The organism is Pseudomonas sp. VEM90 (assembly GCF_054611535.1).
This window is the reverse complement of the sequence record NZ_JBTRAR010000005.1, coordinates 56,966-78,674: the sequence shown is the minus strand read 5'-3', so window position 1 is coordinate 78,674 and position 21,709 is coordinate 56,966. Positions and strand designations below refer to the sequence as shown.

The 21,709-nt window shown below is 61.5% G+C and carries 24 protein-coding genes; 15 read left to right on the top strand and 9 right to left on the bottom strand.

The genetic code is table 11. The features are described from left to right. Positions 1-104: 104 nt before the first annotated feature. Positions 105-1,178 carry a DUF748 domain-containing protein gene (locus ACYCCG_RS07165; protein ID WP_459669894.1) on the bottom strand — a complete coding sequence of 358 codons (1,074 nt, stop codon included), beginning with the start codon at positions 1,176-1,178 and terminating at the stop codon, positions 105-107. A gap of 132 nt (positions 1,179-1,310) precedes the next feature. Here ACYCCG_RS07165 and cysK point away from each other — a divergent pair, with 132 nt between their 5' ends. After that, positions 1,311-2,285, top strand: coding sequence for a cysteine synthase A (cysK, locus tag ACYCCG_RS07160; protein WP_339443826.1), 975 nt, complete (start codon positions 1,311-1,313; stop codon positions 2,283-2,285). Between the two features lie 173 nt (positions 2,286-2,458). Next, complete coding sequence (locus ACYCCG_RS07155) at positions 2,459-3,394, top strand: aspartyl/asparaginyl beta-hydroxylase domain-containing protein (RefSeq protein WP_176685594.1); 936 nt, start codon at positions 2,459-2,461, stop codon at positions 3,392-3,394. A gap of 112 nt (positions 3,395-3,506) precedes the next feature. Here the strand turns inward: ACYCCG_RS07155 and ACYCCG_RS07150 are convergent, their stop codons facing one another. Next, a complete protein-coding gene (locus tag ACYCCG_RS07150) occupies positions 3,507-3,635 on the bottom strand; it encodes a hypothetical protein (RefSeq protein WP_339443827.1) in 129 nt (42 codons plus the stop codon). A gap of 195 nt (positions 3,636-3,830) precedes the next feature. Between ACYCCG_RS07150 and ACYCCG_RS07145 the strand changes: the two genes are divergently transcribed. Beyond that, the gene (locus tag ACYCCG_RS07145) at positions 3,831-4,712 is read left to right on the top strand and encodes a DMT family transporter (RefSeq protein ID WP_392462481.1); all 882 of its coding nucleotides are present in this window, start codon (positions 3,831-3,833) and stop codon (positions 4,710-4,712) included. Between the two features lie 3 nt (positions 4,713-4,715). Here ACYCCG_RS07145 and ACYCCG_RS07140 read toward each other — a convergent pair whose 3' ends face one another. Then, complete coding sequence (locus ACYCCG_RS07140) at positions 4,716-5,174, bottom strand: DUF4265 domain-containing protein (protein ID WP_176685592.1); 459 nt, start codon at positions 5,172-5,174, stop codon at positions 4,716-4,718. A 13-nt stretch (positions 5,175-5,187) separates the two neighbouring features. Then, entirely contained in the window at positions 5,188-6,063 is an 876-nt protein-coding gene (locus ACYCCG_RS07135) for a DMT family transporter (RefSeq protein ID WP_459669891.1), read from the bottom strand. A gap of 206 nt (positions 6,064-6,269) precedes the next feature. Between ACYCCG_RS07135 and aceK the strand changes: the two genes are divergently transcribed. Further along, positions 6,270-7,985, top strand: coding sequence for a bifunctional isocitrate dehydrogenase kinase/phosphatase (gene aceK / locus ACYCCG_RS07130; protein WP_176685590.1), 1,716 nt, complete (start codon positions 6,270-6,272; stop codon positions 7,983-7,985). Positions 7,986-8,004: 19 nt separating this feature from the next. On the opposite strand, the gene ACYCCG_RS07125 is transcribed toward aceK, so the two are convergent. Further along, a complete protein-coding gene (locus tag ACYCCG_RS07125; protein WP_176685589.1) occupies positions 8,005-8,865 on the bottom strand; it encodes a DUF6279 family lipoprotein in 861 nt (286 codons plus the stop codon). 130 nt (positions 8,866-8,995) lie between these two features. On the opposite strand from ACYCCG_RS07125, the gene ACYCCG_RS07120 reads away from it, so the two are divergent. Beyond that, on the top strand, positions 8,996-9,832 hold the full coding sequence (locus tag ACYCCG_RS07120; protein ID WP_459669889.1) for a CvfB family protein: 837 nt from the start codon (positions 8,996-8,998) through the stop codon (positions 9,830-9,832). 5 nt (positions 9,833-9,837) lie between these two features. Here ACYCCG_RS07120 and ACYCCG_RS07115 read toward each other — a convergent pair whose 3' ends face one another. Next, on the bottom strand, positions 9,838-10,218 hold the full coding sequence (locus tag ACYCCG_RS07115; protein ID WP_003254641.1) for a hypothetical protein: 381 nt from the start codon (positions 10,216-10,218) through the stop codon (positions 9,838-9,840). A 235-nt stretch (positions 10,219-10,453) separates the two neighbouring features. Between ACYCCG_RS07115 and ACYCCG_RS07110 the strand changes: the two genes are divergently transcribed. The 3 genes from ACYCCG_RS07110 (at position 10,454) to def (ending at position 12,281) form a co-directional block, all read left to right on the top strand. After that, positions 10,454-10,633, top strand: a complete 180-nt coding sequence (locus tag ACYCCG_RS07110) for a CsbD family protein (protein ID WP_012051514.1) — start codon at positions 10,454-10,456, stop codon at positions 10,631-10,633. Between the two features lie 155 nt (positions 10,634-10,788). Then, on the top strand, positions 10,789-11,745 hold the full coding sequence (locus ACYCCG_RS07105; RefSeq protein ID WP_021783396.1) for a YihY/virulence factor BrkB family protein: 957 nt from the start codon (positions 10,789-10,791) through the stop codon (positions 11,743-11,745). Then, positions 11,745-12,281 (top strand): peptide deformylase, encoded by a 537-nt coding sequence (gene def / locus ACYCCG_RS07100; protein WP_176685588.1) that lies wholly within the window; start codon positions 11,745-11,747, stop codon positions 12,279-12,281. Before ACYCCG_RS07105 ends, def begins: the two co-directional genes overlap by 1 nt. On the opposite strand, the gene ACYCCG_RS07095 is transcribed toward def, so the two are convergent. After that, positions 12,236-12,640, bottom strand: coding sequence for a GNAT family N-acetyltransferase (locus ACYCCG_RS07095; RefSeq protein WP_209967520.1), 405 nt, complete (start codon positions 12,638-12,640; stop codon positions 12,236-12,238). The two genes, def and ACYCCG_RS07095, sit on opposite strands and share 46 nt — an antisense overlap. Before the next feature lie 318 nt (positions 12,641-12,958). Here ACYCCG_RS07095 and ACYCCG_RS07090 point away from each other — a divergent pair, with 318 nt between their 5' ends. The 5 genes from ACYCCG_RS07090 (at position 12,959) to ACYCCG_RS07070 (ending at position 15,966) form a co-directional block, all read left to right on the top strand. Continuing rightward, entirely contained in the window at positions 12,959-13,216 is a 258-nt protein-coding gene (locus tag ACYCCG_RS07090; RefSeq protein WP_003254632.1) for a DUF2790 domain-containing protein, read from the top strand. Positions 13,217-13,406: 190 nt separating this feature from the next. Beyond that, positions 13,407-13,832: a YybH family protein gene (locus ACYCCG_RS07085; RefSeq protein ID WP_209967517.1), complete on the top strand. Its 426-nt coding sequence runs from the start codon at positions 13,407-13,409 to the stop codon at positions 13,830-13,832. Between the two features lie 44 nt (positions 13,833-13,876). Further along, positions 13,877-14,221 (top strand): YciI family protein, encoded by a 345-nt coding sequence (locus ACYCCG_RS07080; RefSeq protein ID WP_176685585.1) that lies wholly within the window; start codon positions 13,877-13,879, stop codon positions 14,219-14,221. Between the two features lie 21 nt (positions 14,222-14,242). Beyond that, on the top strand, positions 14,243-14,728 hold the full coding sequence (locus ACYCCG_RS07075) for an SRPBCC family protein (protein WP_176685584.1): 486 nt from the start codon (positions 14,243-14,245) through the stop codon (positions 14,726-14,728). Then, complete coding sequence (locus tag ACYCCG_RS07070) at positions 14,728-15,966, top strand: RNA polymerase sigma factor (protein WP_339534888.1); 1,239 nt, start codon at positions 14,728-14,730, stop codon at positions 15,964-15,966. The genes ACYCCG_RS07075 and ACYCCG_RS07070 overlap by 1 nt, the downstream gene beginning before the upstream one ends. A 120-nt stretch (positions 15,967-16,086) precedes the next feature. Here the strand turns inward: ACYCCG_RS07070 and ACYCCG_RS07065 are convergent, their stop codons facing one another. After that, entirely contained in the window at positions 16,087-16,557 is a 471-nt protein-coding gene (locus ACYCCG_RS07065; protein WP_003254624.1) for a MaoC family dehydratase, read from the bottom strand. 34 nt (positions 16,558-16,591) lie between these two features. Further along, positions 16,592-17,536, bottom strand: coding sequence for an alpha/beta hydrolase (locus ACYCCG_RS07060; protein WP_209967513.1), 945 nt, complete (start codon positions 17,534-17,536; stop codon positions 16,592-16,594). A gap of 218 nt (positions 17,537-17,754) precedes the next feature. Here ACYCCG_RS07060 and fadD2 point away from each other — a divergent pair, with 218 nt between their 5' ends. Next, positions 17,755-19,443 (top strand): long-chain-fatty-acid--CoA ligase FadD2, encoded by a 1,689-nt coding sequence (gene fadD2, locus ACYCCG_RS07055; RefSeq protein ID WP_339443833.1) that lies wholly within the window; start codon positions 17,755-17,757, stop codon positions 19,441-19,443. A 330-nt stretch (positions 19,444-19,773) separates the two neighbouring features. Then, the gene (gene fadD1, locus ACYCCG_RS07050; protein ID WP_392487636.1) at positions 19,774-21,471 is read left to right on the top strand and encodes a long-chain-fatty-acid--CoA ligase FadD1; all 1,698 of its coding nucleotides are present in this window, start codon (positions 19,774-19,776) and stop codon (positions 21,469-21,471) included. Positions 21,472-21,709: the final 238 nt, after the last annotated feature.

Here is a 21,709-nt window from a genome sequence, read left to right as displayed (position 1 = left end):
AACAGGCAGCACATAATCTGGATTTGTTTCCGACTATAACGCGGGGCCAGGCGGCTGCAAACGCAGACCGGGCATTCAGTCCCTGAATGCCCCGTCACGTTCTCTCAGTCAGACTTCGGCGCTGGCTGCTCGTAGCGTGCATTGAACGCCTGGATAAACCCGTTGCGCAGGATCTGCAAGAACGCCTCGAAGGCACTGATATCCTGTTGGCGCACACTGCCGCTGAGTTCCACCCGGGTGGCGAACTGGTTTTTCGGCTGGTTTTTCAGCACCGTCTCGGTCGCCCCCACCAGGGCCTCCCACACCGAGCGGAAGAAGCCCTTGTCCTTTTCCTCGACGTCCTGTCGCCAGTCGAACACGTCGACATCGCGCAGCAACGGTTTTATATAGCCGTTCAGCCGGCCGTTTTCTGCCTGGGCCTCGATGACCACGTCACCGTGCCCGGCATTGAAGTCGAATTTGCCGTAGGCGCTGGCAAAGTCATTCAGTTTGCGCAGCTCGATGCCGGTGGCGCGAAGCCTGAATTCGAAGTCATCGAAATCACTGAACGGGTCGAAGGTGGCACGGCTTTCTACCTTCGCATCACCCGCGATGAGCGCCGTACCTTCGAAACTGGCATCGCGACGGCCTTTCTGGTCGCGCACATTGGTCAAGTTGTGGATGCTGGCATTCAACCGGGTGGCCTTGAGGTCGACCGGTGGTTTGGAATTGAAGTTACGGAACGTCAGCACGCCGTTGTCGATACGCACTTCGTTGAGGGTGATGGGCAGGAGTTTTTCCAGCTGTTGGCGCCAGTCGGTACCTTGGCCGGTCTGCGATGCCTGTTTGCTACCACCGTCGACAAAATTCAGCTCGGGGCGCACGAAGGTCACCTCGGCCACCACTGCCTTGTCGTACCACAACGAGCGCCAGCTCACCGAAAGGTCGATCAGTGGGGCGTCGAGAAGCGGTACGGGCACCTTGCCGGTGGTCTTGACGACCTTCAGCCCATTGATCTGATACGCACCGCGCCACCAGGCCAGGTCCACATCGGCCACCTGGCCGCGGTAGTCACCCATGTCGGCCAGCTTGTCGTTGAGGTAGTCGCGCACCAGGTAGGGCAGGGCCAGGTGCAGCGCCACCAGCAGCACGGTCAGGCTGGCCAGGCCGACCAGCGGCCAGCGATAGCGGGCTTTCATGAGGCGGTCTCCAAGGCGGGATGTGCGGTTGACCGCACCGCGGCGGGCTGAGTTCGAACAGGCTTTACGGGCCACCGCCGCAGGCTTACCCTTGAGGCATTTCCCTGCTTTTTCATGCCAAGGACCCCTGCCATGAGCCGTATCTTTGCAGACAACGCCCACTCCATCGGTAACACGCCGCTGGTGCAGATCAACCGCATCGCCCCGCGCGGCGTAACCATCCTGGCCAAGATCGAAGGGCGCAACCCGGGCTATTCGGTCAAATGCCGCATTGGCGCGAACATGGTCTGGGACGCCGAGAGCAGCGGCAAGCTCAAGCCGGGCATGACCATCGTCGAGCCCACCTCGGGCAACACCGGTATCGGCCTGGCCTTCGTCGCCGCCGCCCGCGGCTACAAACTGATACTGACCATGCCCGCCTCGATGAGCCTGGAGCGCCGCAAGGTGCTGAAGGCACTGGGCGCCGAGCTGGTGCTGACCGATCCGGCCAAGGGCATGAAGGGCGCCATCGAGAAGGCCAACGAAATCGTCGCCTCCGCGCCGGACCAGTACTTCCTGCCGGGCCAGTTCGAAAACCCGGCCAACCCGGCCATTCATGAAAAAACCACCGGCCCGGAGATCTGGAGCGACACTGACGGCGCCATCGACGTGCTGGTGGCGGGCGTGGGCACTGGCGGCACCATCACCGGCGTGTCGCGTTACATCAAGCATACCCAAGGCAAGGCCATCCTTTCGGTGGCAGTGGAACCCGTGGCATCGCCACTGATCAGCCAGACCCTGGCCGGCGAAGAGCTCAAGCCAAGCCCGCACAAAATCCAGGGTATCGGCGCCGGCTTCGTGCCGAAAAACCTCGACCTTTCGATCGTCGACCAAGTGGAGACGGTGACCGACGAAGCGGCCAAGACCATGGCTATTCGCCTGATGCAGGAAGAGGGCATCCTTTGCGGTATTTCCTGCGGTGCGGCAATGGCGGCGGCGGTGCGCCTGGCCGAGAAACCGGAAATGCAGGGTAAGACCATCGTCGTAATCCTGCCCGATTCGGGCGAGCGATATTTGTCGAGCATGCTGTTCAGCGACATGTTCAGCGAGCAGGAAAACCAACAGTAATCGGCCTTGCCGCTGACCCGGCGCAACAATCGGCGGCCGGGTTTATTGCAGAATCTTCATGAATGCGATCCCGCCCGGGTTGTTTTTACCGCGGCGGGATCGGTTTATGATGGCAGGATGATTTTCTGGAGAGCAGGCAGCGCAGCCCTGGCTCTTCCCCAAGGAGTGAAAGCATGACCTTTTCCTTTGCAGCCAAGGCGGGTGTCTTGCTGGTGTTTTTCGGCAGCGTGCTGTTCGTGCACCTGCGCGGCAAGGCCCGCCTGCCGGTGTTGCGCCAGTTCGTCAACCACTCGGCGCTGTTCGCCCCCTACAACGCGTTGATGTACCTGTTTTCCGGCGTGCCGTCCAAGCCCTATCTGGACCGTCAGCGCTTCCCGGAGCTGGACGTGCTGAAGGACAACTGGCAGGAAATCCGCGAAGAGGCCATGCGCCTGTTCGACGAAGGCTATATCCGTGCCGCCGAGAAGGATAACGACGCCGGCTTTGGTTCGTTCTTCAAGAAGGGCTGGAAGCGCTTTTACCTGAAGTGGTACGACAAACCGCTGCCTTCGGCGCAAACCCTGTGCCCGCGCACCGTCGAGCTGGTCAGCAGCATCCCCAATGTCAAGGGCGCAATGTTTGCCCTGCTGCCCGGCGGCAGCCACCTGAACCCGCACCGTGACCCGTTCGCAGGCTCGCTGCGCTACCACCTGGGGTTGTCCACGCCGAACTCCGACGCATGCCGCATCTACGTGGACGGTGAGCAGTACGCCTGGCGTGATGGCGAAGACGTGATGTTCGACGAAACCTACGTGCACTGGGTCAAGAACGAAACCGACGTAACCCGCGTGATCCTGTTCTGCGACATCGAGCGCCCGCTGAGTAGCCCGCTGATGACGCGCATCAACCGTAAGGTCAGTGCCTTCCTCGGCCGCGCCACCGCGCCGCAGAACACTGACGAAGAGCGCGTGGGCGGGATCAACCAGGCGTACGCCTGGAGCAAGCGCTTCAGCAACAGGATCAGCAGCCATGTGAAGCAGTTCAAGCGCGCCAACCCCAAGGCTTACCGCGTGCTACGGCCGGTACTGGCGGTGGTGGTGGCGTATCTGCTGTATCGCTGGTTGTTCTGATTTTTTGTAGTCTGTTCGGGCCTCTTCGCGGGGGCAAACCCGCTTCCACAAGTGCATCACCCTCCTTGAAGGATGAGCAGAACCTGTGAAAGCAGGCTTGTGCCGCGAAGAATCACTCGCTATATTCCAGAACATTCACTTCTTCAAAGACCGCTGTCATGCCTGCCATTCCTTCCACCACATGCTTTGCCATCGCGCCAGTCGCGGGCATGGTCGTGCGTGGTAGCCAGCAGCCGGTCATGATCTGTCACTCCCCACCACCTGTCAGTGGCGTCGTAGGCGGCGTAGCTCCGCCTCATTGCGTGGTTGTGCTGGGCTGATCGGCTTCGTGCCGCAACCCTTCGCACGCGCAACCTACTGAACACGGTCGGCCACTTCTTACGTCGAAGCGCACGCCGTCCGTTTGGCTTATCTGCCTACTATCAGGTGGCAATTCATGTCTGTCTTTACCAAAGCGTCCGTGGCCTCGGCGGCCACTACCTGCCTGTTCGTCCTGCTGTGGAGCAGCGGGGCGATCGTCTCCAAACTTGGCCTGGCGCATGCCAGCCCGTTCGCCTTTCTGCTGTTGCGCTCGGCGCTGGCACTGGCTGGCCTGTTGCTGATCGGCCCGTTGCTAGGGCTGCGCTGGCCGCGTACTCGCGGGAGCATTCTGCGCGCCCTGGGTACCGGGTGTGTGCTGCTCGGTGCCTATCAGATCTTCTATCTGTTGGCGCTTGATACCCATGTCACCCCTGGTGTCATGGCGACGGTGATGGGCGTCCAACCGATCCTCACCGTGGTGCTGATGGAGCGCCAGCGTTCCTGGAGCCGTTTGTTCGGCCTGGGTTTGGGGCTGGGTGGCTTGATCATGGTGGTCTACCAGGGCATCAACCTGGGCGGGGTATCGCTGGCGGGGATGCTGTTCGCCCTGCTGGCGCTGGTCAGCATGACCTTTGGCTCGATCCTGCAGAAGCGCATTACCGACAACCCCATGGGCACACTGCCGCTGCAGTACCTGGCCGGCTTTGCCATGTGCGCGCTGTTCGCACCTTTGCAACCGCTCCATGTCGAGTGGACCGGCAGCTTCGTCGGTGCGCTGCTGTGGATGGGCCTGGTGGTCTCGCTGCTGGCAACCTTGCTGCTGTACCGGCTGATCGCCAAGGGCAACCTGGTCAATGTCACCAGCCTGTTCTACCTGGTGCCGGCAGTGACTGCAGTGATGGACTTGCTGATCTTCGGTAATCGCCTGGCGCCGCTAAGCTTGCTGGGCATGGGGCTGATCGTTGTTGGGCTGCTGTTCGTGTTTCGCAAGCCCGCGGCGCGCCTGGCGGAAGCGTAGGCCCTAGCGGAATTCTTCGGGGATGGCGTGGCGCAACACGCCTTCCTCGAAGTCCAGCAGGCCGGCTTCGCGCTGGGTGAGCAGGTAGTAGAGCAGGGTGTCGAGCGAGCGTTGCGGCGGGACCTCGACAGCCAACATCTTCACTGCTTGCTCGGTTTCACAGGCACAGCCGAAATCCAGCAATGCCGCGCGCACCTGGTCGAGGGTTTCCGGTGGTTTGACGACCACCCGGAACACCGAGCTGCCGCTGCTGTGGCGCAGTTCTGCGAACCAGGTTTCGCCTTCTTCTTCACGGGTGTCGATCACATCGCCTGGGGCGATGCCGTAGACATGGAAGGGTATGTTGTCGATGGCATAGCCGCCTTCCACGGCCTTGGCCCACAGGCCCTCGACCGAGGCCGGTGGGTAGCCGTTCTCGTCCTGTTCCAGGCGGAACAGGACCTTCTTGTACGCGCTGTTCATGCAGTACCCCGCTTCAGCGGCGCGCTGGGCGCAGCACCAGCCACAAGGCCAGGCCAATCAGCAGGCCGCCGTAAAGATGCGCCATCGACAACGGCTCGTTCAGCAGCCATGCCCCCCACAATACACCGAACACCGGGATCAGGAAGGTCACGGTGCTGGCTTTGATCGGTCCGATCTCGGCCAGCAGGCGGAAGTACAGGATGTAGGCAAAGGCGGTGCATAGCAGCCCCAGCCCCAGCAACGACAACCACACCTCCCAGCCCCCCCAGCTGGCGGGCGGTTGGGTGAGTGCGCTCCAGCCGAACAGCGGGGTCAGCATCAGCGTGGCGCCGAGCATGCTGCCCAGCGCGGAAAGACGGCTGTCCAGGCCGCTGACCCAGCGGCGGGCGAGGAACCCGGCAAAGCCGTAGCAGGTGGTGGCCGCCAGGCAGGCGAGGGCGCCTTGCAGCAGGTCCATGTCCAGCGCCACCGGGCCGGCACCGCTGAGAATGCCGACGCCGAACAGGCCAAGGAAGATGCCGCAGAGTTTGGCCAGGGTCATTGGCTCGCGGAAGAACAGTACGCCGACCAGCACGCCCATCAACGGGGTGGTGGCGTTGAAGATCGCCGAATAGCCGGCAGGCAGCACCTGGGCCGCCACCGAGTAGAAGGTGGCGGGGATGCCGGAGTTGATCATGCCCAGCACCAGGCACGCGCCGAGCTTGCCCTGGAAGTCCCAGCGCACGCGGGCGGCGGCGAGTAGCACGATCAGGCCCAGACAGGCGATGGAGACCCGGAAGAACGCGGTCGGCACCGTGCCCAGTTCGGGAGCGATGATGCGCATGAACAGGAAACTCGCTCCCCAGACGGCGGCAAGGGTCAGCAGGCGGGCTAGGGCGATGGGGCTCACAACGGTCTCCGAAGGCAAGGCAGGGGCGCGAGTGTACGCCAGGGGGCGGGGGGATTCTTGTGCTTTCTTGCTGTGTAATTCCTCTCGGGCTGCGGGCGTTGGACAACGCTGCTGTAACTACGCCAGCTCGGGCCTTCAATGGCAGTAACCCATGCACCCAAGGGCGGCTAAGCTCTGTACTCAATCCCTGCTCCGAGGCCCCACGCATGTCCCAGCCCTGGCCCGCTGTCGAAATCGCCCGGATGATCCTCGCCGGCTTCGACGACTACCGCGATCATTTCCAGCGCATCACTCTCGGAGCCCGCAAGCGCTTCGAGCAGGCGCGCTGGCAGGATATCCAGCAGGCCGCCGCCGCCCGCATCAATCTCTATGAAGAGAAAGTCGCTGAAGTCAACGGCTGGCTGCGCCAGGCCTTTGCCACGGAGGTGCTGCTGGACGTGGAGCAGTGGCCGCTGGTGAAAAACGCCTATATCCACCTGATTGACCCCCGCCTGGACGACGAGCTGGCAGAGACCTGGTACAACTCGCTGTTCTGCAGCCTGTTCAGCCATGACCAGATCAGCGACGGCTGCATGTTCATCCACACCACCCGGCCTTCCATGCGCGGCCGTGAGCGCGCCGCGCAAACACGTACCTATCGGCTTGACGGCAGTCTCAGGAACTTGCTGCGTGCGGTGTTCGCCGATTACCCGTTCGACATGCCGTATGGCGACCTGGAAGGCGACCTGACGCGGCTGGAAGAACAATTGCGTGAATGCCTGCCCGACTGGGTGTGCAAGGACCCGGCGCTGGCCTTGGAGCTGTTTGTACCCGTGCTTTACCGCAACAAGGGGGCCTATCTGGTTGGCCGCCTGTACAACAGCGATGAGCAGTGGCCGTTGGTGATTCCCTTGCTGCACCGCGAAGGCCACGGCATCGAGGCCGATGCATTGATCACCGACGAGGCCGAGGTGTCGATCATCTTTTCGTTCACCCGCTCTTACTTCATGGCCGATGTACCGGTGCCGGCCGAGTTCGTCAATTTCCTCAAGCGCATCCTCCCAGGCAAGCACATTGCCGAGCTATACACCTCGATCGGGTTCTACAAGCAGGGCAAGTCGGAGTTCTACCGCGCGCTGATCAACCACCTGGCCAGCAGTGATGACCGCTTTGTCATGGCGCCAGGGGTACGGGGCATGGTCATGAGTGTATTCACCTTGCCTGGCTTCAATACGGTGTTCAAGATCATCAAGGACCGCTTTTCGCCATCGAAAACCGTGGACCGCGCCACGGTGATCGACAAGTACCGGCTGGTGAAAAGCGTCGACCGGGTGGGCCGTATGGCCGACACCCAGGAGTTTGCCGATTTTCGCTTTCCGCGCAGCAAGTTCGAGCCGGATTGCCTGGCCGAGTTGCTGGAGGTGGCACCGTCGACGGTGGCGCTGGAGGGCGATACGGTGCTGATCCGCCACTGTTGGACCGAGCGGCGCATGACGCCGTTGAACCTGTACCTGGAGCAGGCCACCGAGGGCCAGGTGCTGGAGGCACTGGAGGACTACGGCCTGGCCATCAAGCAACTGGCGGCGGCGAATATCTTCCCCGGCGACATGCTGCTGAAGAACTTTGGCGTGACCCGCCATGGCCGGGTCGTGTTCTACGACTATGACGAAATCAGCTTCCTGACCGAGGTGAATTTCCGCCACATCCCGCCACCGCGTTACCCGGAGGACGAAATGTCGGGCGAGCCGTGGTACTCGATCGGGCCGCATGATGTGTTCCCCGAAGAGTTTCCGCCGTTTCTGTTTGCCGATATGGGCCAGCGGCGGTTGTTCAGCCGCTTGCATGGGGAACTGTATGACGCGGATTACTGGAAGGGGCTGCAGGCGGCGATACGTGAAGGGAAAGTGATCGATGTGTTTCCGTATCGGCGCAAGGCCCGGTGAATCAGGTCGAACAGGGCTGTCAGCCCTTCAAACACTTCATATCGCTCAAATGGGTGCGCACCTTGCCCAACCGTTCCTGCAGGAACCGCCGCTGCTGCGGAGTGCTTTGCTGCACCAGGTCAACCAGCAGGCTGCGCGCCTGGCGCTCGGTATTCCGATACGCCGCCCGGTACTCGGGTGTCCACAAACTTTCCTTGCGCTGCAACAAGGTCGCCAGGCGCGGCTCGAAGCTGGAGTCGTTGCGCTGGTTCATCGCCAACAGCAATTGCTGCTGCCAGTGGGCGCGGTTGGCGATCCATTCACGGTTCTGGTCACCCAGCGCTTGAGACCAGGTCTGGATGCGTTGCTTCTGTACCGCAGTCAACTCGCCAAACCAGGGTGCCAGGCGTTTTTCCATGCGCTCGCTACGGCGGGCAATCTGCTTCGGCAAGGGCGTATCCACATACTGCTTCTGCCGCTCACTGATGTCTTCGCGGAAAGCTTCACGCATTTTTGCTACCTGGTCGTCGCTCATGCCACGCAGCAGTTCGGTGGCCGAAGGGGTGATTTCCTCGGTCACCCGACCAATCGCTTCACGCACGTCGTGGGTGGTTTGCTGGAGGGCCCGGTCGGTTAGCTGGCCGGCGGCGACCAGGCCACGTAGCCGGTCGAGCCAGTCGAGGTAGCCGGGCAGTTGAGTCTTGCAATGCCAGGCCAGGTGCTCGCGCAACCGATCATCCAGCAGCGCCCTCTGCTCGCGGTTCATGTCCAGGTAGTCACTCAGCGACCACGGCACCAGGCGGTCGAGGTTGCGATAGGCCAGGTCGATGCGGCTGCAGGCGGCCAAGGCCAAGGCCAAGCCGATGGCGATAAGCAGGGCTTTGGGCAGGCGTAGCGGCATGTGCTGTTCCTTCCTCAGGCTGGCCAGAAGGTAGATGCAAGTGCGGGCTGGCGGTTCCACTGCATGAGTGGTCGGGCCATGTGGTGGCTTCAGGTGTAGAATAGTCGCCTTGTCTTGAGGATCATCGGAAATGGCTCTGCTTGGGCGTTACAACAGTTTGCAAATCGTGAAACACGTGGACTTCGGTCTGTACCTGGACGGCGGCGCCGATGGCGAGATCCTGCTGCCCGGGCGCTATATCCCGAAAAACGCCGAGACCGAGGTCGATGACTGGTTGAACGTGTTCATCTACCTGGACAGCGAAGACCAGCTGATCGCCACCACCGAGAAGCCCAAGGTGCAGGTTGGCGAGTTTGCCAGCCTCAAGGTCAAGGACATCAACGGTGCCGGTATCTTCCTGGACTGGGGCCTGTCCAAGGACTTGCTGATGCCGTACTCGGAAGAGGCACGGCCGCTGAAGATTGGCGATTACTGCGTGGTGCACGTGTACCTCGACAAGCGCACCCGCCGTATCACTGCCACCTCGCGCCTGGACCGCTACCTCGATGTCACCCCGGCCGACTACAAGGTTGGTCAGCCGGTCGAGCTGCTGGTGGCCGGCGAAACGCCGATGGGCTTCAAGGCCATCATCAACAACCTCCACTGGGGCCTGATCCACAAGAACGAAGTGTTCAAGTTCTTGCGCTCGGGCATGCACGAGAAAGGCTTCATCAAGGAAGTGCGGCAGGACGGCAAGATTTCACTGAGCCTGCAGCCGGTAGGCGCTGCCCTGGCGGACACCCTTCAAGAGCAGATCATGGCGCGCCTGGAAGCAGAGGGCGGGGTGTTGGGTGTGTGCGACAAGAGTGACCCTGCGCTGATCAGCAAGCTGTTCAACGTCAGCAAGGGCAACTTCAAGAAGGCCATTGGCGGGTTGTTCAAGCAGGGCCTGATCGTCATCCATGACGATCGTATCGAGAAAGCCTGACCGCGTTACGCCTGTACGAAGTTACGGAAGTCCAACTGCTCGCCACCCGGACGGGTGTCGCGCAGCAGCGAGTCACGGTCGGCGCTGAGGGCCAGGCTGATGGTGGAGCGGCGCTTGCCAGGCTTGCGCACTTCCATCTGCTCCAGGTGGGCCTTGAGGAAATTGGTGGGCACCTTCAGGTGCTGCAGCTCATCGCTTTCTGGCGTGTGCAGCAGCAGGTTGACCCAGTCGGCCTGGCCTTTGCCCAGCAGTGCCACTGGCACTTCGAACCACCACAGGTTGCGTTTGTTGTCCAGGATGGCGAACAGCGTATTGCTGCTGGTCAGCACCGGGCGGGCCAGTGCTTCGTTGCGCCGGGCGATGGCGGCGGGTTTGTCGAGTTTCATGCAGGTTCCTGCGGGTTGACGCTATGAAGGCCTGCATTGTGAGGGGTGGCACGGGGCGGGGCAAGGTTTGTAACTTGCGGTGCCTGTGCGGACCTCTTCACCGGCTTGTGCGGTATTCGCCCGTAGTCTTACCGTCCGGCTTCTGAGCGGGAAATCCGTTGAAACTCCTGGCGAAGGCGTTGGGTCCACCTAATGTCGACACGGTTCACGTGTCTCCATTTGCAGGAGTTTTGCCATGAGCGGTACTAAAGACAAAGCGAAAGGCTTGGCCAACGAAGCGATCGGCAACGTGAAACAGGGTGTTGGCAAGGTGACCGACAACGACAAGCTGCGGGCCGAAGGCAAGGCGCAGGAGCTCAAAGGCGAGGCGCAACAGGTCAAGGGCAATGTGAAGGATGCGGTGAAGAAGCCTTGACTTGAGGCGGCCTGTGCCGGCCTCTTCCGGGTGATACGCGAAGAGGCCGGGACTATATGTAAGCAAAGCCTTCAACCATGGCCGGGAGCAGCACAGCACGGGCAGGGTCTATTAGACTTGTCTGTTGTAACGATCAAGCGGCGAAAGGAGACGCTATGATTTTCCCCGACCTGCGCGGCTTGCCCCTGCACCGCGTGCTGGTACGTACCGTCAAGGAATTCCTCGACGACGAGATGTCCACCTATGCCTCAGCGCTGGCCTACCAGGCGCTGTTCTCGCTGTTCCCCTTCCTGTTGTTCCTGATTGCCCTGATCGGTTTCCTGCACTTGCCGGACTTTTTCTCCTGGCTGCGTCTGCAATCGGAACTGGTATTGCCGCCTCAGGCGCTGGAGCAGGTGAATCCGGTGATCGACCAGTTGCAACAATCCAAGGGTGGGCTGCTGTCGGTGGGTATCGTGATCGCCCTGTGGACCGCCTCCGCTGGCGTGCGCTTGATGATGAGCGCCATGAACGCCGCTTACGATGTGCCCGAAGGTCGCCCGGTGTGGAAGCGTATCCCGCTTTCCATTTTCTACACCGTGGGCCTGGCTGGCATGCTACTGGCGGCCGCAGCACTGATGGTGCTGGGCCCCCAGGTGATGGAATGGATCGCCGCCCAGATCGGCATGCAGGAGTTCATCGTCACACTGTGGACCATCCTGCGCTGGCCGGTGATCATCATTCTGCTGATGGTGGCAGTGGCCCTGATCTATTACGTGATGCCTGACGTGAAACAACAGTTTCGCTTCATCACCCCGGGCTCTGTGCTGGCGGTGGTGGTGTGGATCGTGGCCTCGCTGGGCTTTGCCTACTACGTGAAGACCTTTGCCGACTACAACGCCATGTACGGCAGCATTGGTGCAATCATCGTGCTGTTGCTGTATTTCTATATTTCGGCTGCCGTGTTGTTGCTCGGCGCCGAAATGAATGCGGTGATCGAGCACATGTCAGCCGAAGGCAAGAATCCGGGCGAGAAAGACTTCGACGAAGATAAGCCCAAGGAAACCTTGACTGTACTGGGTCACGAGCACCCGAACCCGAGCAAGCCTCATAGCGTCGAGCCGAACCCCTGATGATCCGTGACATTCTCAAGATGGGCGACGAACGCCTGCTGCGCATCGCTCCGCCAGTGCCCGAGCACATGCTTGGCAGTGCCGAACTGCAGCAACTGATCGACGACATGTTCGAAACCATGCGTCACGTAGGCGGTGTGGGCCTGGCCGCCCCGCAGGTCGGCATCGACCTGCAGTTGGTGATCTTTGGTTTCGAGCGCAGTGAGCGATACCCCGAGGCCGAGGCGGTGCCGCAGACCATTCTGCTGAATCCGGTCATCACTCCGACCTCCACCGAGGTCGAGGACGGCTGGGAGGGTTGCCTGTCGGTGCCTGGCCTGCGCGGCGTGGTGCCGCGCTTCAAGCACATCGGCTACCAAGGCATCGACCCCCACGGCAACCCGATCAACCGCTTTGCCGATGGCTTCCATGCGCGGGTGGTGCAGCATGAGTGCGACCACCTGATCGGCCGGCTGTACCCCTCGCGCATCCAGGACTTTGCCAGGTTCGGCTACACCGAGGTGCTGTTCCCTGGGCTCGAGGTCAGCGACGACTGACCTCTCTGCAGGGCTACCAGGCGTTTGCTGCGCTGATAGCGTAGCAGGCGGCTGGCCAGGGCTTCTGGCAGCTGTTGGGCCAGGTCGAAGCCCAGGCGCTGGTAGAAGGGCGTCAGCTCGGGATGACAGAACAGCCAGACAGGCCCGCCAACTTGCGCCAGCGCTGTCTCGACCAACCGCGCGGCCACCCCTTGGCTGCGTCGCTGCGGGTCGACGAACAGGCCGGTCAGCCAGAACCCCTCACTCACCGCACTCAAGCTCAGCCCGGCGATGATGCCAGGGGCCCGTGCTACCCACAGTTCGGCGTCGCTTGCAGCGCGCATGCGTGAGCTGTGCTGGCGGTAGAAGTGGTCCAGCAAACGGCGTTCTGTGTCCGATAGCTTCGAACAGGACAATTGGTCAGAAATGGTGAGTCCTACCCTGAAACGTGGCCAGGGGCTCTGGCCTGATGATTTGCGGCCACTTTGTCGCAGATTGTTGCAAAACCGGCAAGGGTGAATATCCGACTCCGGGGTTCAACTATTGCTGGCCGGGAGTAGAATTTTGTTCATCCCCCCTGGCAGTACGAAGCGGGATCGGTACTTCGTGCCATCTAGACCATAGATGACAACTTCTCCGCGCCGGATACGGCAATAGAAGTCAATCGATCAGCTTGAACGCTCAAAAGGCAAAACCACATGAAACCATTACTGATTCTTGCATTGGTCGGTATGTCCTCGTTCGCCCTCGCCGATGAGGCCAAACCCGTCTCCAGCGAGCCTGTGGCTCAGCAGTACGACTACTCGATGAACCTGGACATCAAGCGGGTGATCAACCTGTCGACCATACCCAACGTCTGCGAAGTGGTACCTGCGACCATGACCTATGAAGACCACCAGGGCCAGGTGCACACCATTCAGTACCGGGCCATGGGTGAAGGTTGCCAGCAGGGTTGACTGGTTGTGCCCGCCGCAGGCGCTGAAAACGCCGTGGCGGGCACTTGCTGGCCTTGATGCGACCTCCCAGGTGCACCGCCAATACAGATAATTTCTCCGCCTGTCGAATCCTCCGTTTCCCGTTCGACCATAGCTGAAGGCACGCGTCACACCGTGCCGCACCCCCTATGATCTGTCGGAGGAACCCCCGATGAGCACCGCAGCCGAATCCGAAATCCGCCAATTGATCGAGCGCTGGATGCAAGCCGTGCGCGATCGCGACATCCCGGGCATCATCGCCCCCTACGCCGACGATATCGTCGCCTTCGATGCCATCCAGGCCCTGCAATTCAAAGGCAAGTCCGCCTACACGGCGCACTGGGAAATGTGCATGGGCATGTGCACTGGTCCCATGGTCTTCGAACTTGCCGAACTTACCGTGCACGCCGCTGGCGATCTGGCCCTGGCCCATTGGCTGAACCACTGCGGCCCAGGCGACGACGAAAGCCAGTGCGGCTTCATGCGCGCCACGGTGGGCTATCGTCGTCAAGGCGGCCAGTGGCAGGTAATCCACGAACACTGGTCGGCGCCTTTCGACATGGAAACGCAAAAAGCCCTGTTCGATCTCAAGCCCTGAGCCGTTATCGCCAAACGCACTTTGCCAATGCCCTGGAGGCGACCATGAAATACCTGTGCCTGGTCTATTGTGACGAGGGGCTGTTGCACAGCCTGCCCGACAGCCCGGCAGACGCCGAGTGCCTGGCTTACGCCGAAGCCATTCACGGTTCCGGGCGAATGCTCGCGGCCGAGGCGCTGAAGTCGGTGCAGACTGCCACCACGGTGCGCATGCGTAACGGGCACATGAGCCTGACCGACGGCCCGTTTGCCGAAACCAAGGAGCAACTGGCCGGCTTTTACCTGGTGGAGGCCCGCGACCTCAACGAAGCGCTGAATATCGCCAAGGGCATCCCTGCCGCGCGGGTCGGCAGTGTCGAGGTGCGACCAGTGCGCGAGCTGCAACCCTGACAGCCAAGGAGAACCATCAGCATGAGCCTTGCACCCATTGCGCAAGCGCAATACGAGTTGTCCATCAGCCGTCTGATCGACGCACCACCGGCCAAGGTATTCCGCGCCTGGACCGAACCCCAGTGGCTGATGCAGTGGTGGGGGCCGCACGGCATGACCACCCCGGAATGTGAAATGCAGCTGTGGGCCGGTGGCCTGTTTCGTACCCTGATGCGGGCGCCGGATGGCAGCGAGTACCCGAACCAAGGCGTTTTTCTGGAAATTGCCGCGCCACGCCGGCTGGTGTTCACCGATGCCTTCGGCCCCGGTTGGGTACCGTCGGACAAGGCCTTCATGACCGCCGTGATCAGCTTTGACGAGGAACAGGGCAAAACCCGTTACACCGCCCGTGCCTGGCACTGGAATGCCACTGACTGCCAGGCTCATGAAGAAATGGGCTTCTACCAAGGCTGGGGAGAAAGCCTGGACCGCCTGGTGGAGGTGGTGACCCAGCGGATGCCCGACTGATGACCGCATTGGCCCTGGTGCGCACCGAAGTCGAGTCCGTGTACCGGCAGGAGTCGCGGCGGATCCTGGCGACACTGATCCGCTTGCTGGGTGATTTCGACCTGGCCGAGGAGGCCATGCATGATGCCTTCTTCATTGCCGTCGAGCGCTGGCAACGCGACGGTATCCCCGCCAACCCGCGAGCGTGGCTGGTCTCTGTGGGGCGCTTCAAGGCCATTGATGCGCTGCGCCGGCGCGCCCGCTTCGATCGCTCCCAGGCTGACTTGAGCATGCTGCTGGAGGGTCAGGCGCAGGACCCCAGTGAAGAAGAGCTGCTGGCGGATGACCGCCTGCGGCTGATCTTCACCTGTTGCCATCCGGCCCTGTCGTCCGACGCTCAGGTGCCATTGACCCTTCGCGAAGTCTGCGACCTGACCACCGAGCAGATTGCCCGGGCCTTTCTGCAAAGCCCGGCCACCATTGCCCAGCGTATCGTGCGCGCCAAGGCCAAGATCCGTGATGCCGGCATACCGTACCAGGTACCAGAGCTGAATGAGCTGCCCGAGCGCCTGGAAAGCGTGTTGCGGGTGATCTACCTGGTGTTCAACGAGGGTTATTCGGCGTCATCGGGCGAGACACTGCTGCAGCAGGCGCTGAGTGATGAAGCCATTCGCCTGGCGCGGTTGCTGGTGCAGTTGCTGCCCGACCCGGAGGCGGTCGGCCTGTTGGCGTTGATGTTGCTGCAGGCGTCCCGGCAGCGGGCGCGTATCGATGGCCAAGGCAATCTGGTGGTTCTGGAGCAGCAGGACCGTAGCTTGTGGGACCGGCAGTTCATTGCCGAGGGCTGTGATCTGGTGCGCCAGGCCCTGCAGAGCCGTGCGTTCGGGGCCTATACCGTCCAGGCGGCGATTGCTGCTGTGCATGCCGAAGCGGCGACGGCTGAAGAGACGGACTGGGGGGAGATCGTTGGGCTGTATGATGTGTTGCAGCGGTATTGGCCATCAGCGGTGGTGGAGCTGAACCGGGCGGTGGCGCTGGCGAAGCGGGATGGGCCGGAGGTTGGCTTGCGGGAAGTCGAAGGGATCCTGGCGCGGGGGGAGTTGCTGGACTATCACCTGGCACATGCGGCGCGGGCCGAGCTGCATTGCCAGCTGGGGCAGGTGGAAGCGGCGCGTGCGGCCTGGCAGAAGGCGCTGGCCTTGACACGGCAGGCGCCAGAACGGCGGCATATCGAGCGGCGCTTGCAGGCTATCGAGTGATGTGGGGGGGCGCCGGCCTCTTCGCGGGCAAGCCCGCTTCCGCAGGATTCCCGCTAAATCAACGAATTAGCGGGTTACCCAGGAGAGCAGCCTCGACGAAGAGGCTGGCTGCATCACACGTCAGCTAGCCACAAAATTCGGCGGTGACACCAGCTCGACGGTCTGCTGCTTGCGCGGCGCCAGGATCTCGGCTTCACCCGCGACCACCAGCTCATCGTTCTGGTTGTACACATTGGTGGCGATGCGCACCTTGAACTTGGGCAGCTTCTCGAGGATTTCCAGGCGCACGGTCAGGGTGTCGCCAATTTTCACCGGCTTCTGGAAGCTCATTTGCTGGCCCAGGTAGATGGTGCCAGGGCCCGGCAGGGTGCAGGCCACTGCAGCACTGATCAGCGCGCCGCTGAACATGCCATGGGCAATACGCTCGCGGAACATGCTCTTGGCGGCGAACTCGGCATCCAGGTGAACCGGGTTGTGGTCACCGGACATCGCAGCGAACAGCTGGATGTCGCGTTCTTCTACGGACTTCTTGTACTCGGCCTTCTGGCCGACTTCGAGGGCTTCGTAAGGCGTGTTGGTGACCTGGGACATCGATGCTTCCTTAAGCGTTGGGCGAGGGCGACTATCATTCACTGCGCGCAGGGCGGCCAAGGGCCAGCGCCTGTTCAAGCCAGCCGAGAATGTCGGCGATGACCTCGCCACGGTTGGTTTCGTTGAGTACTTCATGCCGCGCATCAGGATAGACGCGCAACTGTACATGTCGATTGCCGGTCGCGCGCAGGGCGTCGGCCAGATGGGTGAGACGCTTGCCGGCACTGACCGGATCACATTCACCGCCGATCACCAGCATCGGCAGGTTGGGATCGATCTGCGCGAGGTTACCCGGCTGGCTGATCTGCGCCAAGCCTTGCAGCAGGTCGAGCCACAACTGGTTGGTGCAGCGAAAGCCGCATAACGGGTCATTCACGTACTGATCGACCTCGCCCGGGTCGCGGCTGAGCCAGTCGAATGCCGTGCGGTTGGGCTTGAAGGCGTTGTTGAACGAACCGAAGGACAACCATTCGATCAGTGCACTCTTGCCCAGTGGCCCCTGGCGCCAGGACTCCAGCCGGGCAATCAGCCGCGCAACGCGGTACAGCACGGCCGGTTGGTAGTTGGAGCCGCTGAGGATCGCCCCGTGCAGGCTGCCACTGTGATGCAGCAGGTAGGCCTGGGCGATGTAGCTGCCCATGCTGTGGCCGAACAGGAACAGCGGCGTGCACGGGAACTGCTGGCCGATGTGCTGGGCCACGCATCCCAGGTCGTTGACCACGGCATTCCAGCCATGATGGCGGGCGAACAGGCCGAGGTTGCCCAGTTCGGCAGTGCGCCCGTGGCCACGCTGATCGGCAGCGAACAGAGCAAAGCCGGCCTCGCTCAGGGCCTGGCCCAGGCGCTGGTAGCGCCCGGCATGCTCGGCCATGCCATGGGCCAGCAGCACCACGGCCTTTACCGGTGTGGCCGGCAGCCATTGGTATACATACAGGCTGCAGTGCTCACTGGCGGGCAGCCAGAAGGCGTCGTGGTGCATGGCGGGTCCTTGTGCGCGCGGTTACCCGAACAGTGTATGCACAACCGGCCGGATTGCAGGAGGGGCACAAATAAGATTCACAATGTTAATGGCGGGACTTGGCGTATATGCCACCTTGGGTTTACCTGCTAACGTCGAATCAACGCCTTTTCGCCAGTAGGCGGTCAGGCAAAGGACTAAAGGACGCAGTGCAGGTCCAGGCAGAGGAACAATAATAAATGCAAGCCGACTTCTGGAATGACAAGCGCCCGGCGGGCGTGCCTTCCACCATCGACATCAATGCCTACGCCTCGGTCGTCGAGGTGTTTGAACGCTCCTGCAAGCGCTTTGCGGACCGCCCGGCGTTCAGCAACCTGGGCGTGACCCTCAGCTACGCGGAACTGGAGCGCCATTCGGCAGCCTTCGCTGCCTGGTTGCAGCAGCACACCGACCTCAAGCCGGGTGAGCGCATCGCCGTGCAGATGCCCAACGTGCTGCAGTACCCCATCGCCGTTTTCGGTGCCATGCGCGCCGGACTGATCGTAGTCAACACCAATCCGCTGTACACCGAGCGCGAGATGCGCCACCAGTTCAAGGACAGCGGCGCGCGTGCGCTGGTGTACCTGAACATGTTCGGCAAGCGCGTGCAGGAGGTGCTGCCCGATACCAGTATCGAGTACCTGATCGAGGCAAAGATGGGCGACCTGCTGCCGACCGCCAAGGGCTGGCTGGTCAACACGGTGGTCGACAAGTTGAAGAAGATGGTGCCGGCCTACCAGTTGCCTCAAGCGGTGCCGTTCAAGCAGGTGCTGCGCGAGGGCCGCGGGCTGTCGCCCAAACCGGTGTCGCTGAACCTCGATGACATCGCTGTGCTGCAGTACACCGGCGGCACCACTGGCCTGGCCAAGGGCGCCATGCTCACCCACGGCAACCTGGTGGCCAACATGCTGCAGGTGCTGGCCTGCTTTTCGCAGCACGGCCCCGATGGGCAGAAGCTGCTGAAGGACGGCCAGGAGGTGATGATCGCGCCGCTGCCGCTTTACCACATCTATGCATTCACCGCGAATTGCATGTGCATGATGGTGACCGGCAACCATAATGTGCTGATTACCAACCCGCGGGATATTCCCGGCTTCATCAAGGAGCTGGGCAAATGGCGTTTCTCTGGCTTGCTGGGCCTCAATACCCTGTTTGTCGCACTGATGGACCACCCGGGCTTCCGTCAGTTGGACTTCTCGGCGCTGAAGGTCACCAATTCTGGTGGCACAGCGCTGGTCAAGGCCACCGCCGAGCGCTGGGAAAACCTTACCGGGTGCCGCATCGTTGAAGGCTACGGCCTGACAGAAACCTCGCCTGTAGCCAGCACCAACCCATACGGCCAGCTGGCGCGTCTGGGGACGGTGGGCATCCCTGTGGCGGGTACTGCGTTCAAGGTCATCGATGATGACGGCAACGAACTGCCGCTGGGCGAGCGGGGCGAGCTTTGCATCAAAGGCCCGCAGGTCATGAAGGGGTACTGGCAGCAGCCCGAGGCAACGGCCCAGGCACTGGATGCAGAAGGCTGGTTCAAGACCGGTGATATCGCGGTGATCGACCCGGACGGCTTCACCCGCATCGTCGACCGCAAGAAGGATATGATCATCGTCTCGGGCTTCAATGTGTACCCCAACGAAATCGAGGATGTGGTGATGGGGCATCCCAAGGTCGCCAACTGTGCGGCTATCGGCGTGCCGGACGAGCGTTCAGGCGAGGCGGTCAAGCTGTTCGTGGTGCCGCGCGAGGGCGGGGTGAGCGTTGATGAGCTGAAGGCCTACTGCAAGGCCAACTTCACCGGCTACAAAGTACCCAAGCACATCGTGCTGCGCGAATCGTTGCCGATGACGCCGGTGGGCAAGATATTGCGGCGGGAGTTGCGCGATATAGCTTGATACGGGGATGGCGTCTTCGCGGGTAACCCGCTCCTACACCGCCCAATGTAGGAGCGGGTTTACCCGCGAATGCCTTAAACCGCTCTAACAGGCTCTATACAGCCTTATCTGCGACATTTTGGATAATTACTCTAAAAATGACCTGTATTGTTCATTGAGTCATTTTTGTGACCGTAAGGCCTGTTTTGGCCTCTAGGCGACCCCGGACAAAGCTGTTACTCTCGGCCCGCTTCCAGATGATCCGGTTTGCAACGAACCGTCATCTCATATCAATAATAAGCGCATCGACGCGTGAATCGAACTTCGCTGTTGCTGAAGGAGTGGGCTTCCATGATCGAAAATTTTTGGAAGGATAAGTACCCAGCCGGGATTACGGCGGAAATCAATCCTGACGAATTCCCCAATATCCAGGCGGTACTCAAGCAATCCTGCCAACGCTTTGCCGACAAACCGGCCTTTAGCAACCTGGGCAAGACTATCACTTATGGCGAGTTGTATGCGTTGTCGGGGGCGTTTGCCGCCTGGCTGCAGCAGCATACCGACCTCAAGCCGGGTGACCGCATTGCCGTGCAATTGCCCAATGTCCTGCAATACCCGGTCGCGGTCTTCGGTGCCATGCGTGCCGGGCTGATCGTGGTCAACACCAACCCGCTGTACACCGCGCGGGAGATGGAACACCAGTTCAACGACTCCGGTGCCAAGGCCCTGGTGTGCCTGGCCAACATGGCTCACCTGGCCGAGAAAGTGCTGCCAAAAACCCAGGTCAGGCACGTTATCGTCACCGAAGTGGCCGACCTGCTGCCGCCACTCAAGCGCTTGTTGATCAACAGCGTGATCAAGTACGTGAAGAAGATGGTGCCGGCCTACAGCCTGCCGCAGGCCGTGCGTTTCAATGACGCCCTGGCGTTGGGCAAGGGCCAGCCAGTGACCGAAGCCAACCCGCAGGCCAACGACGTGGCGGTGCTGCAATACACCGGCGGTACCACCGGCGTGGCCAAGGGCGCCATGCTGACCCACCGCAACCTGGTGGCCAACATGCTGCAGTGCCGGGCACTGATGGGCTCCAACCTGCACGAAGGCTGCGAAATCCTCATCACCCCGCTGCCGCTGTACCACATCTATGCGTTTACCTTCCATTGCATGGCGATGATGCTGATCGGCAACCACAACGTGCTGATCAGCAACCCGCGAGACCTGCCGGCGATGGTCAAGGAACTGGGCAAGTGGAAGTTCAGCGGCTTTGTCGGCCTCAACACCCTTTTCGTTGCCCTGTGCAACAACGAGGCATTCCGTGCCCTGGATTTCTCGGCGCTGAAGATCACGCTGTCGGGTGGCATGGCCCTGCAGCTGAGTGTGGCCGAGCGCTGGAAGGCCGTTACCGGTTGCGCCATCTGCGAAGGCTACGGCATGACCGAAACCAGCCCGGTGGCGGCGGTGAACCCGTCGGAAGCGAACCAGGTGGGTACTATCGGTATTCCGGTGCCGTCGACCCTGTGCAAGATCATCGACGACGCCGGCAAAGAGCTGCCGCTTGGCGAGGTGGGCGAACTGTGCGTCAAGGGCCCGCAGGTGATGAAGGGCTACTGGCAGCGTGAAGACGCCACGGCCGAGATTCTCGACAGCGAAGGCTGGCTGAAGACCGGTGACATCGCCCTGATACAGGCCGATGGCTACATGCGTATCGTCGACCGCAAGAAAGACATGATTCTGGTCTCGGGCTTCAATGTGTACCCCAACGAGCTGGAAGATGTGTTGGCGGCCTTGCCGGGCGTGCTGCAGTGCGCAGCCATTGGTGTGCCGGACGAGAAGTCGGGTGAAGTGATCAAGGTCTTCATCGTGGTCAAGCCGGGCATGACCGTGACCAAGGAACAGGTGATGGAGCACATGCGTGCCAACGTTACCGGCTACAAGGTACCGCGCCATATCGAGTTCCGCGATTCGCTGCCAACCACCAACGTGGGCAAGATCCTGCGCCGCGAACTGCGTGATGAAGAGCTCAAGAAGCAAGGCTTGAAGAAAATCGCCTGACCATAAGCCTGCACGCTCAGTGTGGCAGCGGCCTCGTGTCGCGAAAGGGCCGCGAAGCGGCCCTGGGATTTTGGCGGCGATGCGACAATGGTTGGGGGCGCTATGCGCCCCTTTCGCGACACAAGGCCCCACAATAAGATGCGGCGCCGTCTTCAGACATTGTGAGCCCCTGTAGGCGCGGGTTTACCCGCGAATACGGTAGTGGCGACAACGGTGAACGGCGGGTGGAGATCGGTCA

Excerpts from the sequence above, each read along its gene's own strand:
- ACYCCG_RS07165 (WP_459669894.1), bottom strand. The coding sequence starts at position 1,178 with ATGAAAGCCCGCTATCGCTGGCCGCTGGTCGGCCTGGCCAGCCTGACC.
- cysK (WP_339443826.1), top strand. The coding sequence starts at position 1,311 with ATGAGCCGTATCTTTGCAGACAACGCCCACTCCATCGGTAACACGCCG.
- ACYCCG_RS07155 (WP_176685594.1), top strand. The coding sequence starts at position 2,459 with ATGACCTTTTCCTTTGCAGCCAAGGCGGGTGTCTTGCTGGTGTTTTTC.
- ACYCCG_RS07150 (WP_339443827.1), bottom strand. The coding sequence starts at position 3,635 with ATGACCGGCTGCTGGCTACCACGCACGACCATGCCCGCGACTGGCGCG.
- ACYCCG_RS07145 (WP_392462481.1), top strand. The coding sequence starts at position 3,831 with ATGTCTGTCTTTACCAAAGCGTCCGTGGCCTCGGCGGCCACTACCTGC.
- ACYCCG_RS07140 (WP_176685592.1), bottom strand. The coding sequence starts at position 5,174 with ATGAACAGCGCGTACAAGAAGGTCCTGTTCCGCCTGGAACAGGACGAG.
- aceK (WP_176685590.1), top strand. The coding sequence starts at position 6,270 with ATGTCCCAGCCCTGGCCCGCTGTCGAAATCGCCCGGATGATCCTCGCC.
- ACYCCG_RS07125 (WP_176685589.1), bottom strand. The coding sequence starts at position 8,865 with ATGCCGCTACGCCTGCCCAAAGCCCTGCTTATCGCCATCGGCTTGGCC.
- ACYCCG_RS07120 (WP_459669889.1), top strand. The coding sequence starts at position 8,996 with ATGGCTCTGCTTGGGCGTTACAACAGTTTGCAAATCGTGAAACACGTG.
- ACYCCG_RS07115 (WP_003254641.1), bottom strand. The coding sequence starts at position 10,218 with ATGAAACTCGACAAACCCGCCGCCATCGCCCGGCGCAACGAAGCACTG.
- ACYCCG_RS07110 (WP_012051514.1), top strand. The coding sequence starts at position 10,454 with ATGAGCGGTACTAAAGACAAAGCGAAAGGCTTGGCCAACGAAGCGATC.
- ACYCCG_RS07105 (WP_021783396.1), top strand. The coding sequence starts at position 10,789 with ATGATTTTCCCCGACCTGCGCGGCTTGCCCCTGCACCGCGTGCTGGTA.
- def (WP_176685588.1), top strand. The coding sequence starts at position 11,745 with ATGATCCGTGACATTCTCAAGATGGGCGACGAACGCCTGCTGCGCATC.
- ACYCCG_RS07090 (WP_003254632.1), top strand. The coding sequence starts at position 12,959 with ATGAAACCATTACTGATTCTTGCATTGGTCGGTATGTCCTCGTTCGCC.
- ACYCCG_RS07085 (WP_209967517.1), top strand. The coding sequence starts at position 13,407 with ATGAGCACCGCAGCCGAATCCGAAATCCGCCAATTGATCGAGCGCTGG.
- ACYCCG_RS07080 (WP_176685585.1), top strand. The coding sequence starts at position 13,877 with ATGAAATACCTGTGCCTGGTCTATTGTGACGAGGGGCTGTTGCACAGC.
- ACYCCG_RS07075 (WP_176685584.1), top strand. The coding sequence starts at position 14,243 with ATGAGCCTTGCACCCATTGCGCAAGCGCAATACGAGTTGTCCATCAGC.
- ACYCCG_RS07070 (WP_339534888.1), top strand. The coding sequence starts at position 14,728 with ATGACCGCATTGGCCCTGGTGCGCACCGAAGTCGAGTCCGTGTACCGG.
- ACYCCG_RS07065 (WP_003254624.1), bottom strand. The coding sequence starts at position 16,557 with ATGTCCCAGGTCACCAACACGCCTTACGAAGCCCTCGAAGTCGGCCAG.
- ACYCCG_RS07060 (WP_209967513.1), bottom strand. The coding sequence starts at position 17,536 with ATGCACCACGACGCCTTCTGGCTGCCCGCCAGTGAGCACTGCAGCCTG.
- fadD2 (WP_339443833.1), top strand. The coding sequence starts at position 17,755 with ATGCAAGCCGACTTCTGGAATGACAAGCGCCCGGCGGGCGTGCCTTCC.
- fadD1 (WP_392487636.1), top strand. The coding sequence starts at position 19,774 with ATGATCGAAAATTTTTGGAAGGATAAGTACCCAGCCGGGATTACGGCG.